Origin of the sequence: Kitasatospora sp. NPDC094016, from assembly GCF_040304045.1 — a bacterium.
Lineage (GTDB): Bacteria > Actinomycetota > Actinomycetes > Streptomycetales > Streptomycetaceae > Kitasatospora.
This window is the reverse complement of the sequence record NZ_JBEOUK010000025.1, coordinates 91487-110683: the sequence shown is the minus strand read 5'-3', so window position 1 is coordinate 110683 and position 19197 is coordinate 91487. Positions and strand designations below refer to the sequence as shown.

At 73.6% G+C, this 19197-nt stretch carries 17 protein-coding genes; 8 read left to right on the top strand and 9 right to left on the bottom strand.

Translation table 11 applies throughout. The annotated features are described in order from the left end of the window. Positions 1-11: 11 nt before the first annotated feature. On the bottom strand, positions 12-1397 hold the full coding sequence (locus tag ABT015_RS22965; RefSeq protein WP_350881923.1) for a sensor histidine kinase: 1386 nt from the start codon (positions 1395-1397) through the stop codon (positions 12-14). Continuing rightward, the gene (locus ABT015_RS22960; RefSeq protein WP_350881921.1) at positions 1394-2074 is read right to left on the bottom strand and encodes a response regulator transcription factor; all 681 of its coding nucleotides are present in this window, start codon (positions 2072-2074) and stop codon (positions 1394-1396) included. Before ABT015_RS22960 ends, ABT015_RS22965 begins: the two co-directional genes overlap by 4 nt. A 217-nt stretch (positions 2075-2291) precedes the next feature. Between ABT015_RS22960 and ABT015_RS22955 the strand changes: the two genes are divergently transcribed. Continuing rightward, positions 2292-3761: a glutamate synthase subunit beta gene (locus ABT015_RS22955; RefSeq protein ID WP_350881919.1), complete on the top strand. Its 1470-nt coding sequence runs from the start codon at positions 2292-2294 to the stop codon at positions 3759-3761. A 188-nt stretch (positions 3762-3949) separates the two neighbouring features. Here the strand turns inward: ABT015_RS22955 and ABT015_RS22950 are convergent, their stop codons facing one another. Further along, a complete protein-coding gene (locus ABT015_RS22950; protein ID WP_350881917.1) occupies positions 3950-5389 on the bottom strand; it encodes a TolB-like translocation protein in 1440 nt (479 codons plus the stop codon). A gap of 207 nt (positions 5390-5596) precedes the next feature. Here ABT015_RS22950 and ABT015_RS22945 point away from each other — a divergent pair, with 207 nt between their 5' ends. Continuing rightward, complete coding sequence (locus tag ABT015_RS22945) at positions 5597-6124, top strand: YcxB family protein (RefSeq protein ID WP_350881915.1); 528 nt, start codon at positions 5597-5599, stop codon at positions 6122-6124. Positions 6125-6162: 38 nt separating this feature from the next. Here ABT015_RS22945 and ABT015_RS22940 read toward each other — a convergent pair whose 3' ends face one another. Continuing rightward, positions 6163-7536, bottom strand: coding sequence for an MFS transporter (locus ABT015_RS22940; protein ID WP_350881913.1), 1374 nt, complete (start codon positions 7534-7536; stop codon positions 6163-6165). A gap of 122 nt (positions 7537-7658) precedes the next feature. Between ABT015_RS22940 and ABT015_RS22935 the strand changes: the two genes are divergently transcribed. Then, positions 7659-8306 carry a TetR/AcrR family transcriptional regulator C-terminal domain-containing protein gene (locus tag ABT015_RS22935; RefSeq protein ID WP_350881911.1) on the top strand — a complete coding sequence of 216 codons (648 nt, stop codon included), beginning with the start codon at positions 7659-7661 and terminating at the stop codon, positions 8304-8306. A 25-nt stretch (positions 8307-8331) separates the two neighbouring features. On the opposite strand, the gene murQ is transcribed toward ABT015_RS22935, so the two are convergent. The 3 genes from murQ to ABT015_RS22920 all read right to left on the bottom strand — a co-directional run bounded on the left by murQ (position 8332) and on the right by ABT015_RS22920 (position 10913). Continuing rightward, positions 8332-9237, bottom strand: a complete 906-nt coding sequence (gene murQ, locus ABT015_RS22930) for an N-acetylmuramic acid 6-phosphate etherase (RefSeq protein WP_350881910.1) — start codon at positions 9235-9237, stop codon at positions 8332-8334. 149 nt (positions 9238-9386) lie between these two features. Continuing rightward, a complete protein-coding gene (locus ABT015_RS22925) occupies positions 9387-10067 on the bottom strand; it encodes a DUF6445 family protein (RefSeq protein ID WP_350881908.1) in 681 nt (226 codons plus the stop codon). Positions 10068-10163: 96 nt separating this feature from the next. Then, complete coding sequence (locus ABT015_RS22920; protein ID WP_350881906.1) at positions 10164-10913, bottom strand: TetR/AcrR family transcriptional regulator; 750 nt, start codon at positions 10911-10913, stop codon at positions 10164-10166. 126 nt (positions 10914-11039) lie between these two features. Between ABT015_RS22920 and mca the strand changes: the two genes are divergently transcribed. Next, positions 11040-11993 carry a mycothiol conjugate amidase Mca gene (gene mca, locus ABT015_RS22915; protein ID WP_350881904.1) on the top strand — a complete coding sequence of 318 codons (954 nt, stop codon included), beginning with the start codon at positions 11040-11042 and terminating at the stop codon, positions 11991-11993. Positions 11994-12016: 23 nt separating this feature from the next. Here mca and ABT015_RS22910 read toward each other — a convergent pair whose 3' ends face one another. Further along, entirely contained in the window at positions 12017-13501 is a 1485-nt protein-coding gene (locus ABT015_RS22910; RefSeq protein ID WP_350881902.1) for an extracellular catalytic domain type 1 short-chain-length polyhydroxyalkanoate depolymerase, read from the bottom strand. A 200-nt stretch (positions 13502-13701) separates the two neighbouring features. On the opposite strand from ABT015_RS22910, the gene ABT015_RS22905 reads away from it, so the two are divergent. From ABT015_RS22905 to dctA, 4 genes are all read left to right on the top strand, one after another. Further along, positions 13702-14286 (top strand): PaaI family thioesterase, encoded by a 585-nt coding sequence (locus tag ABT015_RS22905; RefSeq protein ID WP_350881900.1) that lies wholly within the window; start codon positions 13702-13704, stop codon positions 14284-14286. 184 nt (positions 14287-14470) lie between these two features. Beyond that, the gene (locus tag ABT015_RS22900; protein ID WP_350881898.1) at positions 14471-15355 is read left to right on the top strand and encodes a LysR family transcriptional regulator; all 885 of its coding nucleotides are present in this window, start codon (positions 14471-14473) and stop codon (positions 15353-15355) included. A 72-nt stretch (positions 15356-15427) separates the two neighbouring features. Next, positions 15428-16483, top strand: coding sequence for a tartrate dehydrogenase (locus tag ABT015_RS22895; RefSeq protein WP_350881896.1), 1056 nt, complete (start codon positions 15428-15430; stop codon positions 16481-16483). Positions 16484-16696: 213 nt separating this feature from the next. After that, a complete protein-coding gene (gene dctA, locus ABT015_RS22890) occupies positions 16697-18031 on the top strand; it encodes a C4-dicarboxylate transporter DctA (protein WP_350881894.1) in 1335 nt (444 codons plus the stop codon). A 50-nt stretch (positions 18032-18081) separates the two neighbouring features. Here the strand turns inward: dctA and ABT015_RS22885 are convergent, their stop codons facing one another. Next, complete coding sequence (locus ABT015_RS22885) at positions 18082-19080, bottom strand: YdcF family protein (protein ID WP_350881892.1); 999 nt, start codon at positions 19078-19080, stop codon at positions 18082-18084. Positions 19081-19197 lie beyond the last annotated feature (117 nt).

Genomic DNA, 19197 nt, shown 5'->3' with positions numbered 1-19197 from the left:
GAGGACACGCCCTACGGGCCGAGGGTGAAGCCGATCACCGCGCCGCCGCCGTCCCGGTTGGCGGCGAAGGCCTCGCCGCCGTGCGAGCCGGCCACCTCGTGCACGATGGCCAGGCCCAGCCCCGAACCGGGCAGGCTGCGCGCGGCGGTGGCCCGGTAGAAGCGGTCGAAGACCCGGGAGAGGTCGGCCTCGTCGATCCCCGGCCCGCCGTCGCGCACCTCGACCCGGCGGCCGCGCACCACCACCTCGATCGGGGCCGTCCCGGCCGGGTCGAACTTGGCGGCGTTGTCCAGCAGGTTGCCCACCGCCCGGGCCAGCGCGTCCGGGCGGGCCGTGACCACCGTGTCGTCGGCGTCCACGGTGATCTCCCGGCCGCTGCGCCGCCGGGCCTGTGCGGCGGCCTCGCGCACCAGCTCGGCCAGCACCAGCTCGGCCGGCTCCTCGTCGGCCTTCCGGTCCGCGGCGAGTGCCACCAGCTCCTCCACCAGCAGCGTCAACTCCCTCGCCTCCTCGGCCAGATCGGCCATCAGCGCGGCCTGTTCGGCGGGCGGCAGACGGTCCAGGCTGGGCAGGACCGAGAGGTTGGTGCGCAGGCTGGTCAACGGGGTGCGCAGCTCGTGCCCGGCGTCCTGGACGAGCCGGCGCTGGTTCTCCTTGGCCGTGGCGAGCCGGCCCAGCATCCGGTCGAAGGCCCGGCCGAGCCGGCCGACCTCGTCCGTCCCGGCGGCCGGCACCGGAACGTCCAACCGCCCGCTGGCGGCGACCAGTTCGGCCGCGTCGGTGAGCCGGACCAGGCGGCCCGTGATCCGCCGGGCGAGCAGCCGGCCGGCCCCGCCCGCGAGCACCGCGACCACCGCCACCGACACCCCGGTACGGATCCGCAGCGTCGCCAGCAGGTGCTCGGTGGGGCCCAGTTGCTGGGCGATCTGCACCGCGCCGCGGCCGCCGCCGAGTGAGACCACGGCCACCCGGTAGGTGTCGCCGTGCACGGGCCGAAGCCCGGACGACGTCTGGCCGGGGTCGTCGGAGCGGGCGAGGGAGCGGTCCTCCGGGGTCGGCCGGAAGTCGATCCGGGCGGTGCCGGGCAGCACCTCCCCGTCGGGGCCGAGGGACTGCGAGGTGACCCGGATCGGGCGCAGCAGATCCTCGCTCAGGCCGCCCGTGCCGTTGAAGTCGCCGGGGAACAGCATCTCCCGGCCGACCTGCTGGTGCACCGCCTGGACGGCCGCGGTGAAGTCGGCGGCCTCGTCGTCCCGGATCAGCCGGGCCGCGGAGCGGTAGCCGAGCGCGCCGATCAGCACCGCGACCAGGGCGGCCATCGCGGCGAAGGCGAGCGAGACGGTGGTGCGCAGCCCCGGTCGCGGCCACAGCAGCCGCGGCCGGTCCCGGCCGGTCACGACTCGCGCAGCGTGTAGCCGACGCCGCGGACGGTGTGGATCAGCGGTGTCAGGCCGGGCCGGTCCAGCTTGCGGCGCAGGTAGCCGATGAACACCGCGAGGTTCTTCGAGCCGGGGCCGAAGTCGTAGCCCCAGATCCGCTCGTACACCGTGGCCTGGTCGAGCACCGAGCCCGCGTGCCGGGCCAGCAGCTCCAGCAGGTCGAACTCGGTCCGGGAGAGCTCCAGCTCCTGCCCGGCCCGCCAGGCCCGCCGGGCGTGCGGTTCGACCCGCAGGTCGGCCACCGCGAGGACGCCCCCGGCGGGTTCGGGCGGGTTGCGGCGCAGCAGGGCGCGCAGGCGGGCGAACAGCTCGTCCACGTCGAAGGGCTTGACCAGGTAGTCGTCGGCCCCGGCGTCGAGCCCGGCGATCCGGTCCGGGACCTCGACCCGGGCGGTGAGCATCAGGACCGGGGTGCGGTCGCCGTCGGCGCGCAGACGGCGGCAGACCTCCAGGCCGTCCGGGCCGGGCATCATCACGTCCAGTACCAGCAGGTCAGGGCGCTGCTCCGTGAGGGCGGCCAGGGTCTGCGCGCCGTCTGCGGCGGTGCTCACCCGGTAGCCCTCCAGTTGGAGGGCGCGGGTGAGGGAGTCGCGGATGGCCCGGTCGTCCTCGGCGATCAGCACGGTGTGGGTCATGGCCCCGATTCTCCCCGGCGCGCCCACGGCGGCGTCCGGCGGGTCCGGGCGGTGGCGGCGTGCGACGGGTTCGCGGGTTCGCAGGTCCGGGCCTGGGTGGTGGCCGGGCCGGGCGCGGCTTTCGCAGCGCCGGGGACGGGCGTACGGTGGCCACACGGTGGCATGTCCGCCGGGGGTGCCACCGGGTCCTTGTCGGCACACCCCGCCGGAGGCCGCGATGGCAGACCGGATGGCCTTCCTCACTACCCCGCGCGCCGAGCGCGAGCGGCGGGACGCACAGCAGCGACTGGGGGACTCCCGGGAGGTGTACCGGCCGCGGGCACCGCTGCCGGTGGTGGGCGGGCAGGCGGCCCGGTGCATGGACTGCGGGCTGCCGTTCTGCCACCACGCCTGCCCGCTGGGAAACCTGGTGCCGGAATGGAACCGGCTGGTGGCGGACGCGGACTGGCGGGCCGCCGCCGCCCGGCTGCTGGCGACCAACAACTTCCCTGAGTTCACCGGACGGCTCTGCCCGGCGCCCTGCGAGAGCGCGTGCGTGCTGGCGATCGACGGCGCGGCGGTGACGATCAAGAACGTCGAGCTGGCGATCACCGACCGGGCCTGGGAAGAGGGCTGGGACCTGCCGCAGCCGCCCGAGCGGGGCACCGGGCGGCGGGTGGCCGTGGTCGGCTCGGGCCCGGCGGGCCTGGCCGCCGCGCAACAGCTGACCCGGGCCGGGTACGCCACCACGGTGTACGAGCGGGCCGACCGCCTGGGCGGGCTGCTGCGCTACGGGATCCCGCCGTTCCGGCTGGAGAAGCACCGGCTGGACCGGCGGCTCGACCAGATGCGGGCCGAGGGGACGGCCTTCCGCACCGGGGTGTTCGTCGGCCGGGACCTCGCGGCCGGGGAACTGCGGGCCGGGTGCGACGCGCTGGTGGTGGCGGTCGGCGCGACCGCCTGCCGGGAGCTGGCGGTGCCGGGGTGCGCCCTGCCGGGCGTGCACCAGGCGATCGACTACCTGACCTGGGCGAACCGGGTCGACGAGGGCGACCTCGCGGCCCCGCCGGTATCCGCCGAGGGCCGGCACGTGGTGATCGTCGGCGGCGGGGACACCGCGGCCGACTGCCTGGGGACGGCGCTGCGCCAGGGCGCGGCCTCCGTCACCCAGCTCGACATCAACCCGTGCCCGCCGGTGCGCCGGGCGCCGGGGCAGCCCTGGCCCGTCCACCCGAAGGTGTACCGGGAGACCACCTCGCACGAGGAGTCGGGGGCCGCGGGGGCCGGTCCCCGGGTGTTCGCGGCGACCACGGTCGGCTTCGAGGCCGGACCGGACGGCCGGCTGGCCGCCGTCCGCTTCGCCGAGGCCGAACCGGCCGACCGCAGCCCCCGGGCCGGCACCGAGCGGAGCGTCCCGGCGGAGCTGGTGCTGCTCGCGCTGGGCTTCAGCGGCCCGGAGCCGGACCAGGGGCTGATCGCCCAACTCGGCCTCACCACCGGCCCGGACGGCGCCCTGACCCGGGACGACGACTTCGCCGGCGGCGCGCCGGGCGTCTTCGTCGCCGGGGACGCCGGGCGCGGGCAGTCACTGATCGTGTGGGCGATCGCCGAGGGGCGGGCGGCGGCCGCGGCGGTGGACCGCCATCTGCGCGGCGGCACCGAACTCCCGGCGCCGATCCGGGCGTCGGCGCGGGCGCTCACGCTCTGAGGGGCGTGCGGGCGTTCACGTGCTGAGGGGTGTGCGTGCGGTCACGTGCTGAGGGGTGTGCGGGCGTTCCCGCTCCGAGGGGCGCGTGGGCGGGCCCGGCCGCCCTGCCGCACCTCCGCGCAACCCGTTGCGGTTTGGGGTATCTGCTGCCGGTGCGGTGAGCGGGGCCGGGCCCGGTCGGTTTCGGGTCAGAGCAGCGGCAGCCGGCGGAGGAAGACGTCAGGGGCCTGGTTGGTGTCGCCCGGGACGAGCGTGCCGTCCTCGGAGGTGAACAGCACCGTGGTGCCGAGGGCGTCGACGAACGGCCGCTCCGAGGCGCCGGCGGTCTGCGAGCCGTCCGTCGCCACGCTGACCCGCTCGGTGCGGCCGGTCCACAGATCGCGCCGGAAGACGTCCCCGGCGTTGTTGGTGTCCCCTGGCACCAGGTTCGCCGCGTCGGAGTCGAAGTAGACCCAGCGGGCGTCGGCGGTGATCTGCGCGTGGTAGGAGTCGCCGGAGGTCTTCGTCCCCGGGAGCCCGGCGCTGACCAGGGTCTCGGTGTCCTCCTCCAGGTCGCGGACGTACACCTCGAAGTGGTGTCCCCGGGGGCCGTTGCCGTCCTGGAGCAGCGCCGAGTAGACGGCGTAGCGGCCGTCCCGGCTGAGCGCCGGGGAGGCCGCCCCGCGGTAGCCGCCCGCCCCGTCCGTGCTCACCAGGACGCTCTGCTCGTCGCGGAGGTCGCGGACGTAGAGGGGGTAGTAGCGGGGCTTGAGGATCGCCGGCTGGTCGTCGTGCCGGAAGGAGTCGCGGACGAACTCCTCGTCGGAGACGCCGTCGAGATCGGCGGCGGCCTTCGCGGCGAGGGCGCCGGGCTTGTCCTGGCCGATGATGTTGGTGGCCTTGGAGATGAAGCCGACCGAGCCGCCGTCCCCGCTGATCACCGGCTCGGCGGAGGAGGCGTTCGCCTCGGTGCCGTCCGCGCCGACGCTGACCAGGCGGGTCCCGCCCGTCGACCGGTCGGTGACGTAGATGTTGCCGCCCGTCCAGGTGACCGTGCCGGGGGCCAGGTCGGAGCGGTTGGACTGGTAGGCGACGTACCGGCCGTCCCAGCTGATCGACGGGTGGCTGGACTGCCGGCCGGCCTGCGGCTTGGCCGGGTCGTGGCCGGTGGACACCAACTCGGTGGTCCCCGTCCAGCGGTCGTGGACGTAGACGTCCTCGAAGCCGAGGTTCCCGCCGGGGGCGAGGTTGGTGGCGTAGGAGCTGAACGCCACGTAGCGGCCGTTGCCGCTGATCGTGGCGTTGAAGGAGTCGTCGGTCGCCTGGGCGCCGTTCGCGCCGGTGCTGACCCGTTCGGTGCGGCCGGTCCACAGATCCCGGACGAAGACGTCCAACTTGCCGTTGGTGTCGCCGGGAACCAGATTGGTGGCCTTCGAGGTGAAGACGGCGAAGCGGCCGTCGGCGCTCAGACCGGCGGCGTCCGAGGCGCCGTCGGGCTGCGCCTGGCCGAGCCCGACGGACACCCGTTCGGTGCGGCCGCGCGGTGCGTCCGCCTGGGCGGGCGTCGCCACCGTGACGGCGGCCAGCGCGGCCGCCGCCAGCGCGCCGGCCGCGCGCAGCAGGTGTGGTGCGGAACGTGTGCGAGTCATCCGGTTCCTCCCCTGGGTGCGGCCGGCCGCGTCGAATTCCCCGGCGGCCGGCTCGTGGTGAGCCAACCGCCGAGTGCGGCGGGAGGTCAACGACGCCCGCCCGGGAGCGGCGGAATCGCGTCACCGGGAGGAGACGGAGAGGGTGATGGATCGGGTGCACACGGCTTTTGCCAGCACCCCGCGGCAGATGCGTCGGAGGGGGTTCGGGTGGACGGTGGCAAGCGGGTGGAGGCGTCGGTCGAGGTCCGCTACACGCCGACGACCGCGGACTTCCGGGCGGCCTTCGCGGCCCGGGCCCGGGGTACGGCGGCGGGTCGACGGTCCCGGCGGTCGAGGTACCTGACCGCCTCCTGCACCGGGGCCGGTGCGGTGGTGCTCTCGGTCGCCGACCGGACGGTGGGCCCACCGGCGCTGGTGATGTTCGCGGCCGCGCTGCTGCTGGTGGTCGGACTGCCCTGGCTGCAACTGCGTCAGGTGCGGCGGATGGCGGCGGACAAGGGTGAGTTCCGGATCGTCCTCGGCGAGGCCGGGGTGACCGTCACCAACGCGGTGTCCAGCACCGAACTCGCCTGGCGGGAGCTTCCGCACTACCTGGAGACGCCCGAACTCCTCGTCCTGCTGGGCGGGGACGAGCAGACGCACGTGCTGACCCTGCTGCCCAAGCGCGGCACCGGCGACCCGGGCCGGCTCGGCGCGTTGATCGCCCGGCACGCCACGGTGCCCGCCCGGGACTGAGGGGCGGCGCCCCGGTCCGCCGCCGTCGAGGTGGGCGGTCATGGCGCGGGTTGCTGGTCGGGCTGGTCGGGCTGGTCGGGCTGGTCGGGCTGGTCGGGCTGGTCGGGCTGGTCGGGCTGGTCGGGCCGGTGGTGTCGGTCGGCCTGGTCGAGGTGGTTCAGCTGGTCGCGCTGGTCGCGCTGGTCGTAGCGCCAGAGCGCCGGAAGCGCGGCCGACAGCGCGGTGGTGCCGGCCAGGCAGAGCAGGCCGCCGGTGCGCAGCGCGACGCGGATGCCCTGCCGGGCGGCGAGGCCGCCGGCCCGCAGGTCCCCGAGGGCGGGCCCGGCGGAGCCGATCAGCATCTCCAGGCCGGCGGCGCGGCCCCGAAGTTCGTCCGGAATGGACTGGTTCCAGATCGCGCTGCGGAAGGTGTCGCCGATCTGGTTGGCGCCGCCCGCGACGAGCAGGCAGAGCAGGACGGCCCACAGGCCGGGGGCGATCGAGGCCGCAGCCGTCGCCGCGCCGACGAGGGCGGCGCAGAGCAGCACCAGCCGGCCGTGCCGGTGCACCCGCTCGGTCCAGCCGCCGGTGGCGGCCGCGAGCAGGCCGCCCGCCGCAGCGGCCGAGTAGAGCAGGCCGAGCGCCCACACCGCGTCCAACTCCTGGGCGAGGAAGGGGAACAGCGCGGTCGGCAGGGCGCAGACGGTGGCCGCGAGATCCGCCAGGTAGGTGCCCAGCAGGTCGGGGCGGCGGGCCGCGTACCGGGCGCCGTCGACGAACTCCCGCAGTCGCGGTGCCTCGGCGTCCCGCTGCGAGGGGACTGGCCGGACCCGGGTCAGCAGGGCGATCGAGACCAGGAAGGTGCCGAGGTCGACCAGGTAGGCGGCCGGGACGCCGGCCGTGGCGATCAGCAGCCCGGCGGTGGCCGGGCCGGCCAGGCCGGCGATGCTCCAGCGCAGCGAGAGCAGGTTGCCCGCCGCCACCAGTTGGTCGGGTGGTACCAGCCGGGGGATCATCGCCTCCGCCGAGGGCTGCTGAAGGCCCTGCAGTGCCGCTGCCAGTCCGGCGGCCGCGTACAGCGGCCAGAGCGCGGGCGTGCCGAGCAGCGCGTTGGCGAGCAGCAGGGCGCTCAGTGCGGCGAGTGCGAGTTCGGTGACCAGGGCGACCGTGCGGCGGTCGGCACGGTCGGCGAGGACGCCGCCGTAGAGGCCGAACACGATGGTCGGCACGAGCTCGACGGCGCCGACCGCGCCCACGGCCAGCGGTGAACCGGTGAGGTCGGCGATCTGGAGCGGGATCGCCGTCATGGTGAGGACGGAGCCGAGCAGGGTGACGGTGCCGGCCGTCCAGGTGAGGCGGAAGTCGCGGGAGGACCGCCAGGGCGCGGTGTTCGGCAGCAGTCGGGACCTGGGACGGTCCGTTCCGGAGGTCATGGGGTGGTGGTCCCTTCGGGCCGTCGATCACGACGGCTCTCCTTATCGCTGATAAATTCCAGCTCGGAACTTAGCGGCGATAAGGTGGAGTGGGCAAGCGAATAACGGAGAGGTGGTCGGCGGTGGCACTGCAACGCGACGAGGTGGTGCGCACCGCGCTGCGCGTACTCGACGAGGAAGGCATCGACGGCCTGACCACCCGGCGGCTCGCCCGCGAACTCGGCGTCCAGTCACCCGCGTTGTACTGGCACTTCAAGAACAAGCGGGAACTGCTCGACCTGATGGCCGAGGCGATGCTCGCCGAGGCCCTCCCGGTCGACCGCAGCCCGGATCCGGAGCACTGGCCGGACTGGCTCGCCGCCGACGCCCGCGCCAAGCGCCACGCCCTGCTCGCCTACCGCGACGGCGCCCGGGTGCACGCCGGAACGCTGCCCACCGAGGACGAACTGCCCGCCGTCGAAGCCCAGTTGGACGCCCTCCGGCAGGCCGGCCTGCGGCCCCGGACCGCGCTGCGGCTGCTGCTCACCATCGACCGCTACATCATGGGCTGGGTCACCGAGGAGCAGGCCTGGCGACAGGACGCCGCCGACCGCGTCCGGCCATCCTTCCCGGACGAGGCCCTGCGCGACCTCCCGCTGCTGCGCGAGGCGGCCGACGTGCTGCGCATGACCGACCACGACGCCGACTTCGAGTACGGGCTGCGCGTCCTGATCGAGGGCTTCCGGGCCGAGATCGCGCGCGAGGCGCTCGGGACGGATGGACCCGCGTGACCGGCCATGACCGGCCGGACAGACCCTAGCGGCGGTGGGCGTGCAGTGCCTCGCGCAGGCGTCCGCCGGAGGCGGCGAGCTGCCGGGCGGCGGTTGGCGCGTCCACGTCCGCGAGCAGGACCAGGATCGCGTCCTTGGCCCGGCCCCCGGTGGCGGCGAGCGCTTGGCGGACCGCCGCCTCGTCGGCGCCGGTGGCCTCCGTGACGATCCGGTGGGCCCGTGCGCGGAGCTTGGCGTTGGTGGCCCGGACGTCGACCATCAGATTGCCGTACGTCCGGCCGAGCCGGACCATGACGGCCGTCGACAGCATGTTGAGCACCAGCTTCTGCGCCGTGCCCGCCTTCAGCCTGGTCGAGCCCGCCAGCACCTCCGGGCCGACCTCCACCTCGATCCCCAGCTCGGCCGCCGCCACCAGCGCCGAGCCCCGGTTGCACGTCAGTCCGACCGTCAACGCCCCGGCTGCCCGTGCGGTTCGGACGGCCGCCACCGTGTACGGCGTGCGGCCGGAGGCGGAGACGCCCACCACGGTGTCGGCCGGGGTGAGCCGGAGGGCGGCCAGCTCGGCCACCGCCAGCTCCGGGCGGTCCTCGGCGCCCTCGACGGCCCCGGTCACGGCGGCCCCGCCCCCCGCGATCAGGCCCACCACCAGGCCCGGATCGGTGCCGAAGGTCGGCGGGCACTCGGCGGCGTCCAGCACTCCGAGCCGCCCGGCGGACCCCGCCCCGGCGTAGACCAGCCGCCCACCGGCCGCCATTCGTGCCGCTGTGGCGTCCACCGCGGCGGCGATCCGGACCAACTCCCCGGCCACTGCGGTGGGGACGGTGCGGTCCTCGGCGTTCATCAGGCGGAGCAGGTCGGTGGTCGGCAGCCGGTCGATCCCGGCCCAGTCGGGGCGGATCGTCTCGGTCGGCGGTAGGGCGTCCTGGTTCATGCGGCCAGCGTCCCCGGACAAGGCGGTCGCCAATCGGCGCGGGGCCGCGCGTGGTGGTGCTCTCCGGGGCTCCGGGGCGGTGAGTCCCCGGCGGTTCCGGAGAGCGCGTTCGGCGGCCGCGTCCGGGGGCTGGGCGTGCTGTCGGTCCGTCAGGCCATCCAGAAGAAGACGGCCGTCATCCGACGCTCCGGCAGCTCGGTGCCGTAGTAGGAGGTCGCGCTGTGCATGAGGTTGGCGTGGTAGAGGAGCAGTTGGTTGTAGCGGTTGGGGACGCGGACGTCCTCGGTGAAGTGGTCGGCGGGCACGTGGCGGGTGCCGAGCGCCTCGACCAGGTTGTTGTGCGGCGCGTTGACGAGGTTCCCGCCGAGGCGTCCGCCGGGGAACTGCTGGCGGTAGAAGCTGGTGCCGGCGTCCTTCGGCGCGCCCGGGCTGAGGTAGAGCACGGCGGCGTAGCGGCAGAGCGCGCGGGAGTCGGTGTGCGGGCGGGACTCCGACTCCCCGGCGCCGACGACCTGGACGCAGTTGTGGTTGAGCGTGCCGCCGCCCGGGGCGCTCTGCACCCAGAGCCGGGAAGCGCCGGTGGCCTTGCGGACCAGGGCCTCGACCCGGGCCAGCTCGTCGGGCTCCAGGCCGGGCATGGTGCGCAGGCCGGGCCAGGTCTCGGGGCGGTACGGGTAGCCTTCGGTCCAGTCGCCGCGGGCCAGACAGCGCTCGCGGACTGCGTCCGGGTCGGGGAGGACGTTGTCCAGGACCCAGTAGTCCCGGCCTCGGGTGGGCTTGCGGTAGGGCAGGACCGGCAGGGTGGTGGGCCTGATGGGCTGTGAGGGCATGGGCCGACGATAGGGGCGGCGGTCGTCAACCTTCTGCCGTGAGCAGGTCAACCTTTCGTCAAGGGCTGTCCATGGGCGGGCGCCTCGCGCCGCAGGTCAGGAGCCCGGCCGGACGGCGAAGGTGCCCAGGGCGCCCTCCAGTCGGTCGAAGGCCCGGACGGCCGAGGGGCGCACCGCCGCCCTGATGGCGGCGGCCTCGTCGCCGGCCAGCAGCCGGCGGAACACCTCGGTGAACACCGTGCGGTCGACGGCGGCGAGCAGCCCGGCGGCCACCCGGCTCTCGAAGTCGACCGGCGGGCCGGCCGGTGTGCCGACCGGTATGTCGGGCGATGTGCCGGGCGGAGTGCCGGTCGCCGTCGTGGGGCGGGTGGCCTCGGCCAGGGCCTCGGCCAGGGCGGCCTCGCTCTGCTCGTGCAGCTCGCGCAGCCGGGCGACCAGGGCGGGGCTGTCGGCGACGGTGCGGGCGAACGCCGGGCCGGAGAAGCCGAGCCGTGGGTCGTGCCGGTCGAGGCCGGCCAGGCAGTCGCGGCGTAGTGCGGCGAGGGCGGACTCGCCGGGCGCACGCTCGGCGACCGCCCGGGCGAGGCGGCCGACGATCTCCTCGTGCAGGTCGAGGAGGAGGTCCTCCTTGCGCGGGAAGTGGTTGGTGACGGTCATCTTGGCGACGCCGGCGGCCGTCGCGACCTCGGCGATGGTGGTGCGGTCGAAGCCCTGGTCGATGAAGAGCCTGGTCGCGGCGTGCGAGATCGCCTCGCGGGTGCGGCGCTTGTTGAGCTCGCGCAGGGTCGGGGTGGCCCCGGGCCCGGGCGTCGGCCCCGCCGTGGTTTCCGTCGTGGGTTCCGTCATGGGGGCAGCGTAACGCAGTTCGCTGGGTCGGACCCAGAAATTATGCTTGACCTAATCACTGGGTTCGTTCTAAGTTTCTTCCGGGCGGTCGGATCGGCCGCCGGACGGACGACCCGGGGAGGGCGCATGACCACATCGGCCACGTACGGAGGCGCCATGTTCACCCAGCACACCGGGCGGCTCCGCCTGCTGAGCGTCCACGCCCACCCCGACGACGAGTCCAGCAAGGGCGCTGCCACCCTCGCGCGGTACGCGGCCGAGGGGGTGGACGTCCTGGTCGCCACCTGTACCGGCGGCGAGCGCGGCTCGGTGCTCAACCCGGCCATGGACCGCCCTGAGGTCAGGGCGGACCTCGCCCGGATCCGGGGCGAGGAGATGGCGGTCGCCCGGGGCATCCTCGGCGTGCGCCAGCAGTTCCTCGGCTTCGTGGACTCCGGCATGCCGGGCCCGGGCGAACAGCTGCCGGCGGGCTGCTTCGCCGCCCAGCCCGTGGCGGCGGCCGCGGGGCCGCTGGTCGCCCTGATCCGGGAGTTCCGTCCGCACGTGGTGGTCACCTACGACGAGACCGGGGGGTATCCGCACCCCGACCACGTGATGACCCACCAGGTCACGGTCGAGGCCTTCGAGGCCGCCGCCGACCCGGGCCGCCACCCCGAGGCGGGGAAACCCTGGCAGGCGGTGAAGCTCTACTACCACCTGGCGCTCTCCAGGGCCTGGTTCCAGACTCTGCACGACGCGATGACGGAGCGGGGCGTCCCCTCGGGCATGGGCGCACTGCTCGCGGACTGGCCGGACACCCCGCCCGTCCTCGCCACCACCACCCGGATCGCGTGCGCCGAGCAGTTCGCCGTACGGGACGCGGCACTGCTGGCACACGCCACCCAGGTCGAGCCCGGGGGCGCGTTCATGGCCCATCCGCGGGACATCGAGCGTGAGGTCTGGCCGACGGAGGACTACCACCTCGCCCGGAGCCTGGTGCCGGGCGAGGCCGGGGGTGAAGGCGAGGGGCCCGAGACCGACCTGTTCGCCGGGCTGCGCTCAGGAGGGGTGGGACTGCGCCCGGGGGAGGGGGACGGATGAGCCGGAGGTCGGGTTTCGCCCGCTCAGCACTGGCCGTCGGCGAGTACGAAGTAGCCCTGGCCGGTCTGCTTCAGGGTGTGCGTCACGAAGGTGTTCCAGAGGCCCATGCTCTGGCCCGAGCCGAGTGCGTAGGTCAGACCGCCGGTCTGGGTGGCCCGCCCGGCCCGGACCTGGTTGTAGTTGCTGTCGGTGAAGCACTGCACGGTGCCGCCGGTGGTGGTCGCCGTCACCGCCGCCGATCGGGTGCCCACGGCGCCCGACGGGTCGACCGCCGCGACGGTGTAGCCGTACGACGTGCCGGAGGCGAGCCCGGTGTCGGTGAAGGACGGGCCGGTGGCACTGCCCGCCATCGCACCGTCCCGGTAGACCTGGTAGGAGGCGGCCCCGCTGACGGCCTGCCAGGCGAGGGCGATCGAGCTCTGGCCCGCCGGGGTCGCGGTCAGCCCGGTGGGTGCGGGCAGGCCGGGGTTGGTGGGCCCCGTGCCGCCGTCCAGGCCCCAGAACTGCGCGGTGTAGTAGCTGGAGCAGATCGTGTTGAGGAAGTAGCTGCCGGTGGCCCCGCACTGGTCGGCTGCGGAGCCGGGGTTGACGGCCAGGCCGTGGCCCATTCCGGCGATGGTGAACAGCGCCACGGCGGGTCGTCCGCCCGCGTCGGCGTAGACCTCCTCGGTGGTGCCGCCCGGCAGGCTCCGGGTGCTGGTCGGGCGCTGGCCGACACTCTGGACGTTGGTCCACTGGTCGCGCAGCTCCGTCGCGTTCACCGGCCTGACCACGGTGTCCGCGCTGCCCTGCCAGATCGCCACCCGGGGCCACGGCCCGGCGTAGCCCGGGTACGCGGCCCGGACCTTGTCGCCCCACTGGGCCGGGGTGAGCCCCTGGTCGGAGTTCTGGCAGCCGGAGGCGGCGCCCTGGGTGGTCGCGCACTGGGCCGGGAGGCCCGAGTCGATGGCCCCGCCGGCGAACACGTCCGGGTAGTCGGCCAGCAGGTCGGAGGCCATCCCGCCGCCGGCCGACAGCCCGGTGACGAACACCCGCCGGTCGTCCGAGCCGTACAGGGCCTTGGCCTTGGTGACCATCTCGGCCACCGACTCCGCCTCGCCGACGCCCCGGGAGTCCTTGGCCGCGTCGAACCAGCTGAAGCAGGAGAGGCTGTTGTTGACGCTGCTGGTCTGCGGGAAGACGACCGCGAAGCCGTACCGGTCGGCGAAGGTCGTCCAACCGGAGTTGCGGTAGTAGTCGTTGGCGGTCTGCAGACAGCCGTGCAGTGCGACCACCAGCGGCGCGCCACTCGGCAGTCCGGCGGGGGTGTAGGAGTACATCGCGAGGTTTCCCGGATTGGCGCCGAATCCGGTGACCTGCTGGAAGGTCCCGCTCACGGTGTCGGTCGCAGCCGCAGCCGCAGCCGCAGCCGCAGCCGCGGGCACGGCCGGAGCGGGCGCGGGTGCGGTGGTGCCGATCGCGAGCGCGGCGGCCGTCAGCAACGCGGCGGCGACAGGACGGAGAGGCATGGGGGCTCCTGGGTGGGGGAGGAGTGGGGGCGGATGCCGTGCAGCGTGGCGCGCCCCGCGCCCCGGTGCCATGTGACGGCCACCCGAGGTCCACCGCGCCGCCATGGCGTGGACCGCCATGGTCCGACGCCCGGGGCCGCGCGTCGGCCGTATGCCGGAAGGCACTTGAGGGGCGTGCGCGAACAGGGCAGGTTGATCCCATGACGACGAATGAGGCAGGCTCCGGCGGCGCGACGTTCCCGGAGGGCCAGCAGCCCCTTGAAGGCCGGCAGCCCCTGGAGGTCCAGGTGCCCCGGACCCGGACCCACACCTGGACGGCCGGCCCGCCGATCTCCGCCTTCCCACACCTGAGCGGAGAGGAGATTCTGCACGAGATCCTCGCGGGCCGGATCCAGGAGCCCGCGATCTGCAGCACCCTGGGGTTCCATCTGACCGAGGTGAAGCCGGGTACGGCAGTGTTCGAGGGTGAACTCGGCGACCACCTCTACAACCCGATGAACACCGTGCACGGCGGCTACCTCGCAACCCTGCTCGACTCGGCGCTCGGTTGCGCCGTGCTGAGCCGGCTGCCAGCCGGGATCGGCTACACCACCACGCAGTTGAACGTCCACATGCTGCGCCCGCTGTTCGCCGACTCGGGGCTGCTGCGCTGCGAGGGGCTGGTGCTGCATCTGGGCCGGACGATGGCGACGGCCGAGGCCAGGGTGGTCGGGGTGGAGAACGGCAAGCTCTACGCGCACGCCACCACCACTTGCGCGATCCTGGCACCCCGCCCGGTGTCCTGACGTGATGGCCTGACCGGTGGTCTGATCGGAGGCCTGGGCAGATGTCCGGCCGAAGGTGCGGCCGGGCCCCGGTCGCTACGGCGGCGGGGGCCCGGGGCCGGTGCGGCCGAGGGGCCGGGTGGGCGGGCGGCTGCTTCGCGCGTGCTCCCGAGGTGCCGCCACGCCGCGAGGGGAGGATGGGGGCATGGACATCCGGCAGCTGGAGTACTTCCTCGCGATCGTGGACCACGGGGGTTTCAACCGGGCCGCCGCAGCCCTCTACCTCTCGCAGCCCGCGCTGTCGCAGGCCGTGCAGGCGTTGGAACGGGACGTGGGCGGGAGCCTGTTCCACCGGATCGGCCGCCGGGCGGTGCTCACCGAGGCGGGGACGGCGCTGATCGAGCCCGCCAGGGTCGCCGTACGCAGTCTGGAGCTGGCCCGTGCCAGCGTGCTGGCCGTACACGAGTTGCGGGACGGGCGACTGGACATCGCGGCGATGCCGTCCCAGGCGATCGAGCCGTTGACGACGATGATCCGGGCGTTCAGCCGCCGGTATCCCGGGGTGTCGGTGAACATCCGGGCGGCCTTCACCTCGCGCGACGTCATCGACATGGTGCGAACCGGAGCCGCCGAGTTGGGCCTGCTCGCCACGGAAGGGCCGCTGCGCGACAAGGAGGTGGTCTCCCATGAGGTCGGGGAACAGCGCTTCGTCCTGGTCACCCCTGCCGGTGGACCGTTCCGCGAGGGCATGTCCGTCCGGTGCGAGGAACTGGCCGGTCAGCGGTTGATCGTCGGGCAGCGGGGCACGGGAATGCGCGCGTACGTCGACGGCCTGCGCGAACGTGGCATCGGGTTCGCCATCGCGGCGGAGACCGAGCACCGGGTGGCGATTCTCCCTCTCGTGCTCGCGGGGGTCGGTCTCGCGGTGGTCACCGAGTCCTGGCGCACCGCGGCCGAACAGGCGGGCGCACTGGTCCTGGACATCGAGCCGAGGACGACCTTGCGGATCGTGCTCGTCGGTCGGCGCGCCGAACAGTCCCCGGCTGCGCGCGCTTTCGTGTCCTGTGCGCTCGATGCCGTCAAGCACTGATAAGGCAGCCTTATCAGGCAGATCGGCAGAGCGTCTTGGACGGTGCGGTGGCCCGATTGCTGCAATCGGCACATGACTCATCACCACATCGCCCTGATTCCCGGGGACGGAATCGGGGCCGAGGTCCTGCCCTGCGCCCGGCAGGTCCTGGAGGCGGTCGGCGCCCGCCACGGCATCGGCTTCTCCTACACCTCGTACGACTGGTCCTGCGAGCGCTACGTCCGTGAGGGCGCGATGATGCCGGTGGACGGCCTCGACCGGCTGCGGGACAAGGACGCGATCCTGCTCGGTGCGGTCGGCCACCCCGGTGTGCCGGACCACGTCTCGCTGTGGGGGCTGCTGATCCCGATCCGGCGCGGCTTCCGGCAGTACGTCAACCTGCGGCCGGTCCGGGTGTTCGAGGGCGTCGAGAGCCCGGTGCGCGGCGCCGTGGCGGGCGAGGTGGAGTTCGTCGTCGTGCGCGAGAACGTGGAGGGCGAGTACAGCGAGATCGGCGGTCGGCTGAACCGGGGGTTCCCCGAGGAGATGGCCGTACAGGAGGCGGTGTTCACCCGCGCAGGGGTGACCCGCGTCCTCGACTACGCCTTCGGGCTGGCTGCCCGGCGCGGCGGCGGGCTCACCTCGGCCACCAAGTCCAACGGCATCGTGCACACCCTGCCCTTCTGGGACGAACTGGTCGCCGAGCGCGGCGCCGCCCACCCCGAGGTCGCCTGGGACCAGGAGCACATCGACGCGCTGGCCGCCAAGTTGGTACTCGATCCGGCCCGCTTCGACGTGGTGGTCGCCTCCAACCTCTTCGGTGACATCCTCAGCGACCTGGCCGCAGCGGTGGCGGGCTCCATCGGCATCGCACCGGCCGCCAACCTCAACCCCGAGCGGGACTTCCCTTCCATGTTCGAGCCGGTCCACGGCTCCGCTCCCGACATCGCCGGCCGGAACGTCGCCAACCCGGTCGGCTCGATCTGGTCGGCGGCCATGATGCTCGACCACCTCGGCCATCCCGAGGCGGCCCGGGACGTCACCGACGCCATCGCCGCGGTCTTCGCCACGACCGACGAGCGCACCCCGGACCTGGGCGGCAGCGCCACGACCACCGAGTTCACGGAGAAGCTCCTCGAACTGCTCTGACCGGCACACTCACGGCCGAGGTTGCGGGCTGGGCGGGCGCGGCGGGCCGGCGACGCCGCTCCGGCCCGCCCGTGGTGAGACGCCGGTTCCACCCCGGTCGTAGGGCCGCCCCCGGTCGTCCGCCACCGAGCCGCGCGCTGTCACCGGTTTCCCCGCTCGGAAGGCCACTCCCGCCCCCGGCCGCATCCAGGTTCCTCGACGAGGAGAAACGCCATGACAGCAACCGCGCCTCCCGGCACCATCGCTTCCTCCGGCGCCCCGGTGTCCGAACCGTGGTACAGGCAGCTGTACTTCTGGGTGCTGACGGCCATCGGCTGCGGTGTCCTGACGGGTTGGCTCTGGCCGCGTACCGGCATCGCCCTGGAGCCGGTCGGCACCACCTTCGTGTCGGCCGTCAAGATGCTCATCACCCCGATCGTCTTCCTGACGATCGTGGCCGGCATCGGAGGCGTGGACAGCCTGCGCCGCGTCGGCAGGGTCGGCCTCAAGTCCCTCGTCTACTTCCAGGCCGGAACTCTGGTCGCCCTCGCCGTCGGACTCGCTGCCGTCAACCTGTTCCAGCCCGGCAGCGGAGTGCACGCCCACCCCGGCGACCTGCACCTGTCGGGGGACGCCGCCCGGTACGTCAAGGACGGCGCGCACCAGAGCTGGTGGGACTTCCTCACCGGCCTCGTGCCGTCCAGCGTGGTGGGGGCCTTCGCCGACGGCAACATCCTTCAGGTCATCTTCTTCGCGGTGCTCTTCGGTGTCGCCCTCAAATCCGTGGGAGCCGTGGGGGCGCCGATCGTCGAAGGCGTCAACCGGCTGAGTGCGGTCGTGTTCAAGATCCTCCGTTACATCATGCTGGCCGCACCCGTCGGCGCCTTCGGCGCGATGGCCTTCACCGTCGGCAAGTACGGCATCTCCACCCTCGCCGGCTTGGGGCGGCTCATCGGACTCTTCTACGGCACCTCGCTCTTCTTCGTTGTCGTCGTCCTCGGCGGCGTGCTGGCCCTGCTCAAGGTCAACATGTTCCGGTTGCTGCGCTACCTGCGCGAGGAGTTCCTGATCGTCCTGGGCACCTCCTCCTCCGAGAGCGCGCTGCCCCGGTTGATGGCCAAGCTCGAAGGGCTGGGCGTACGCCGGGACATCGTCGGCCTGACCGTACCGACGGGCTACTCCTTCAACCTCGACGGCAGCTCCATCTACCTCTCCCTGGCCACCCTGTACATCGCGCAGGCCACCGACACCGAGCTCTCCCTCACCCGGCAACTCGGCCTCCTCGCCGTCATGATCCTCACCTCCAAGGGATCCGGAGGAGTCACCGGCGCAGGGTTCATCGCCCTGGCCGCCACCCTCTCCACGGTCGGCACGGTACCTGCGGCCGGCGTCATGCTGATCTTCGGGATCGACAAGTTCATGTCGGAGTGCCGGGCGTTGACCAACCTCGCCGGCAACGGCGTCGCCACCCTCGTGGTCGCCCGCTGGGAGCGCGCCCTCGACATCGCACGCGTCGACAGGGTCCTGCGCACCGGAGTGCCCGAACCGGTGGAGGCCCCGGGCCGGTAGCGTGCGGCACCGGGGGCCTTGCCGGAAGGGGCGCCGGGGGGTGCCGCTGCTCAGAGGGCCGCGAGGAGGCCGCAGAGCGCGAGGAGGCCGCAGATCCCGAAGTTGACCAGCTTGTGCGAGAGGAAGACGGCGGCGAACTCGCGGATCGTCGCGCTCGGCCAGTAGTACGCGGCGGTCGGCGAGCCGAACACCTGCCCGTTGACGCCGGTCCTGCGGGCGGTGAGCGCCGCCCGGAAGGCGTGGAAGTTGTTGGTGACCACGACGCAGCGGTAGTCGGGCTTGGCCTGTTCCATGATGGCCTTGCTGAAGAGCAGGTTCTCCTCGGTGGTGCGGGAGCGGTCCTCGCGCTCGATGTGTTCGGCCGGGAAGCCGCGCCCGGTCAGGTAGTCGGCCATCGCGTGGGACTCCGGCAGCTTCTCGTCCGGGCCCTGGCCACCGGAGGTGATCAGCACCGGCGGGTTGCCGCGCGCGGCCTGCTTGTCGTACACCTCCCGGCCCCGGTCGAGCCGGCTGGCCAGCAGCGGCGGGACGCGCTCGCCGCCGATCAGGCCGGAGCCGAGGACGACCACGAAGTCCACGTTCCGGCGCGGCCGGTGGCGGCCGTAGAGGAACGCGTAGCCGACGAAGCAGACGAACAGGAAGGAGATGTAGCCGACCACCAGGACGGCGGTGCCCGCCAGGACGCCCAGCCGGGGTGAGCGGGTGGCCAGGGCCGCGAGCAGCAGCGCGATGACGGCGAGGATGCCCAGCCCCGCGAGGAGGGACAGCAGGTTGGCGGGCCGTCTGCCCTCCTTGCGGATCATGGTCAGGCCGTTGGCGATCAGGAACCAGACCAGGGCCGCCGTGCCTAGGGCCGGCAGCAGGATGATCGCCACCGCCGCCAGTTCCATCACCAGCGTGGGCGCCTTGCGCAGCTCGGCGAGCAGGGCGAGGGCGAGCAGGGAGACGGCGATGCCGAGCAGGACGGCATTGCTGAACTGGCGGCGGTCGCGTAGTACCCCGACTCCGAACAACAGGAAGAACAGGGCGGCTGGGACATAGACGATCATGCTTCGTATCGTAGGCGGAGGCCGTTCGCACGGACGGGCCGTTCGCGCGAACCGGCCGGGTGCCCGTGGACGAACCGGCCGGGCGGACTCGACAAGCGGACTGGCCAAGCGGACTGG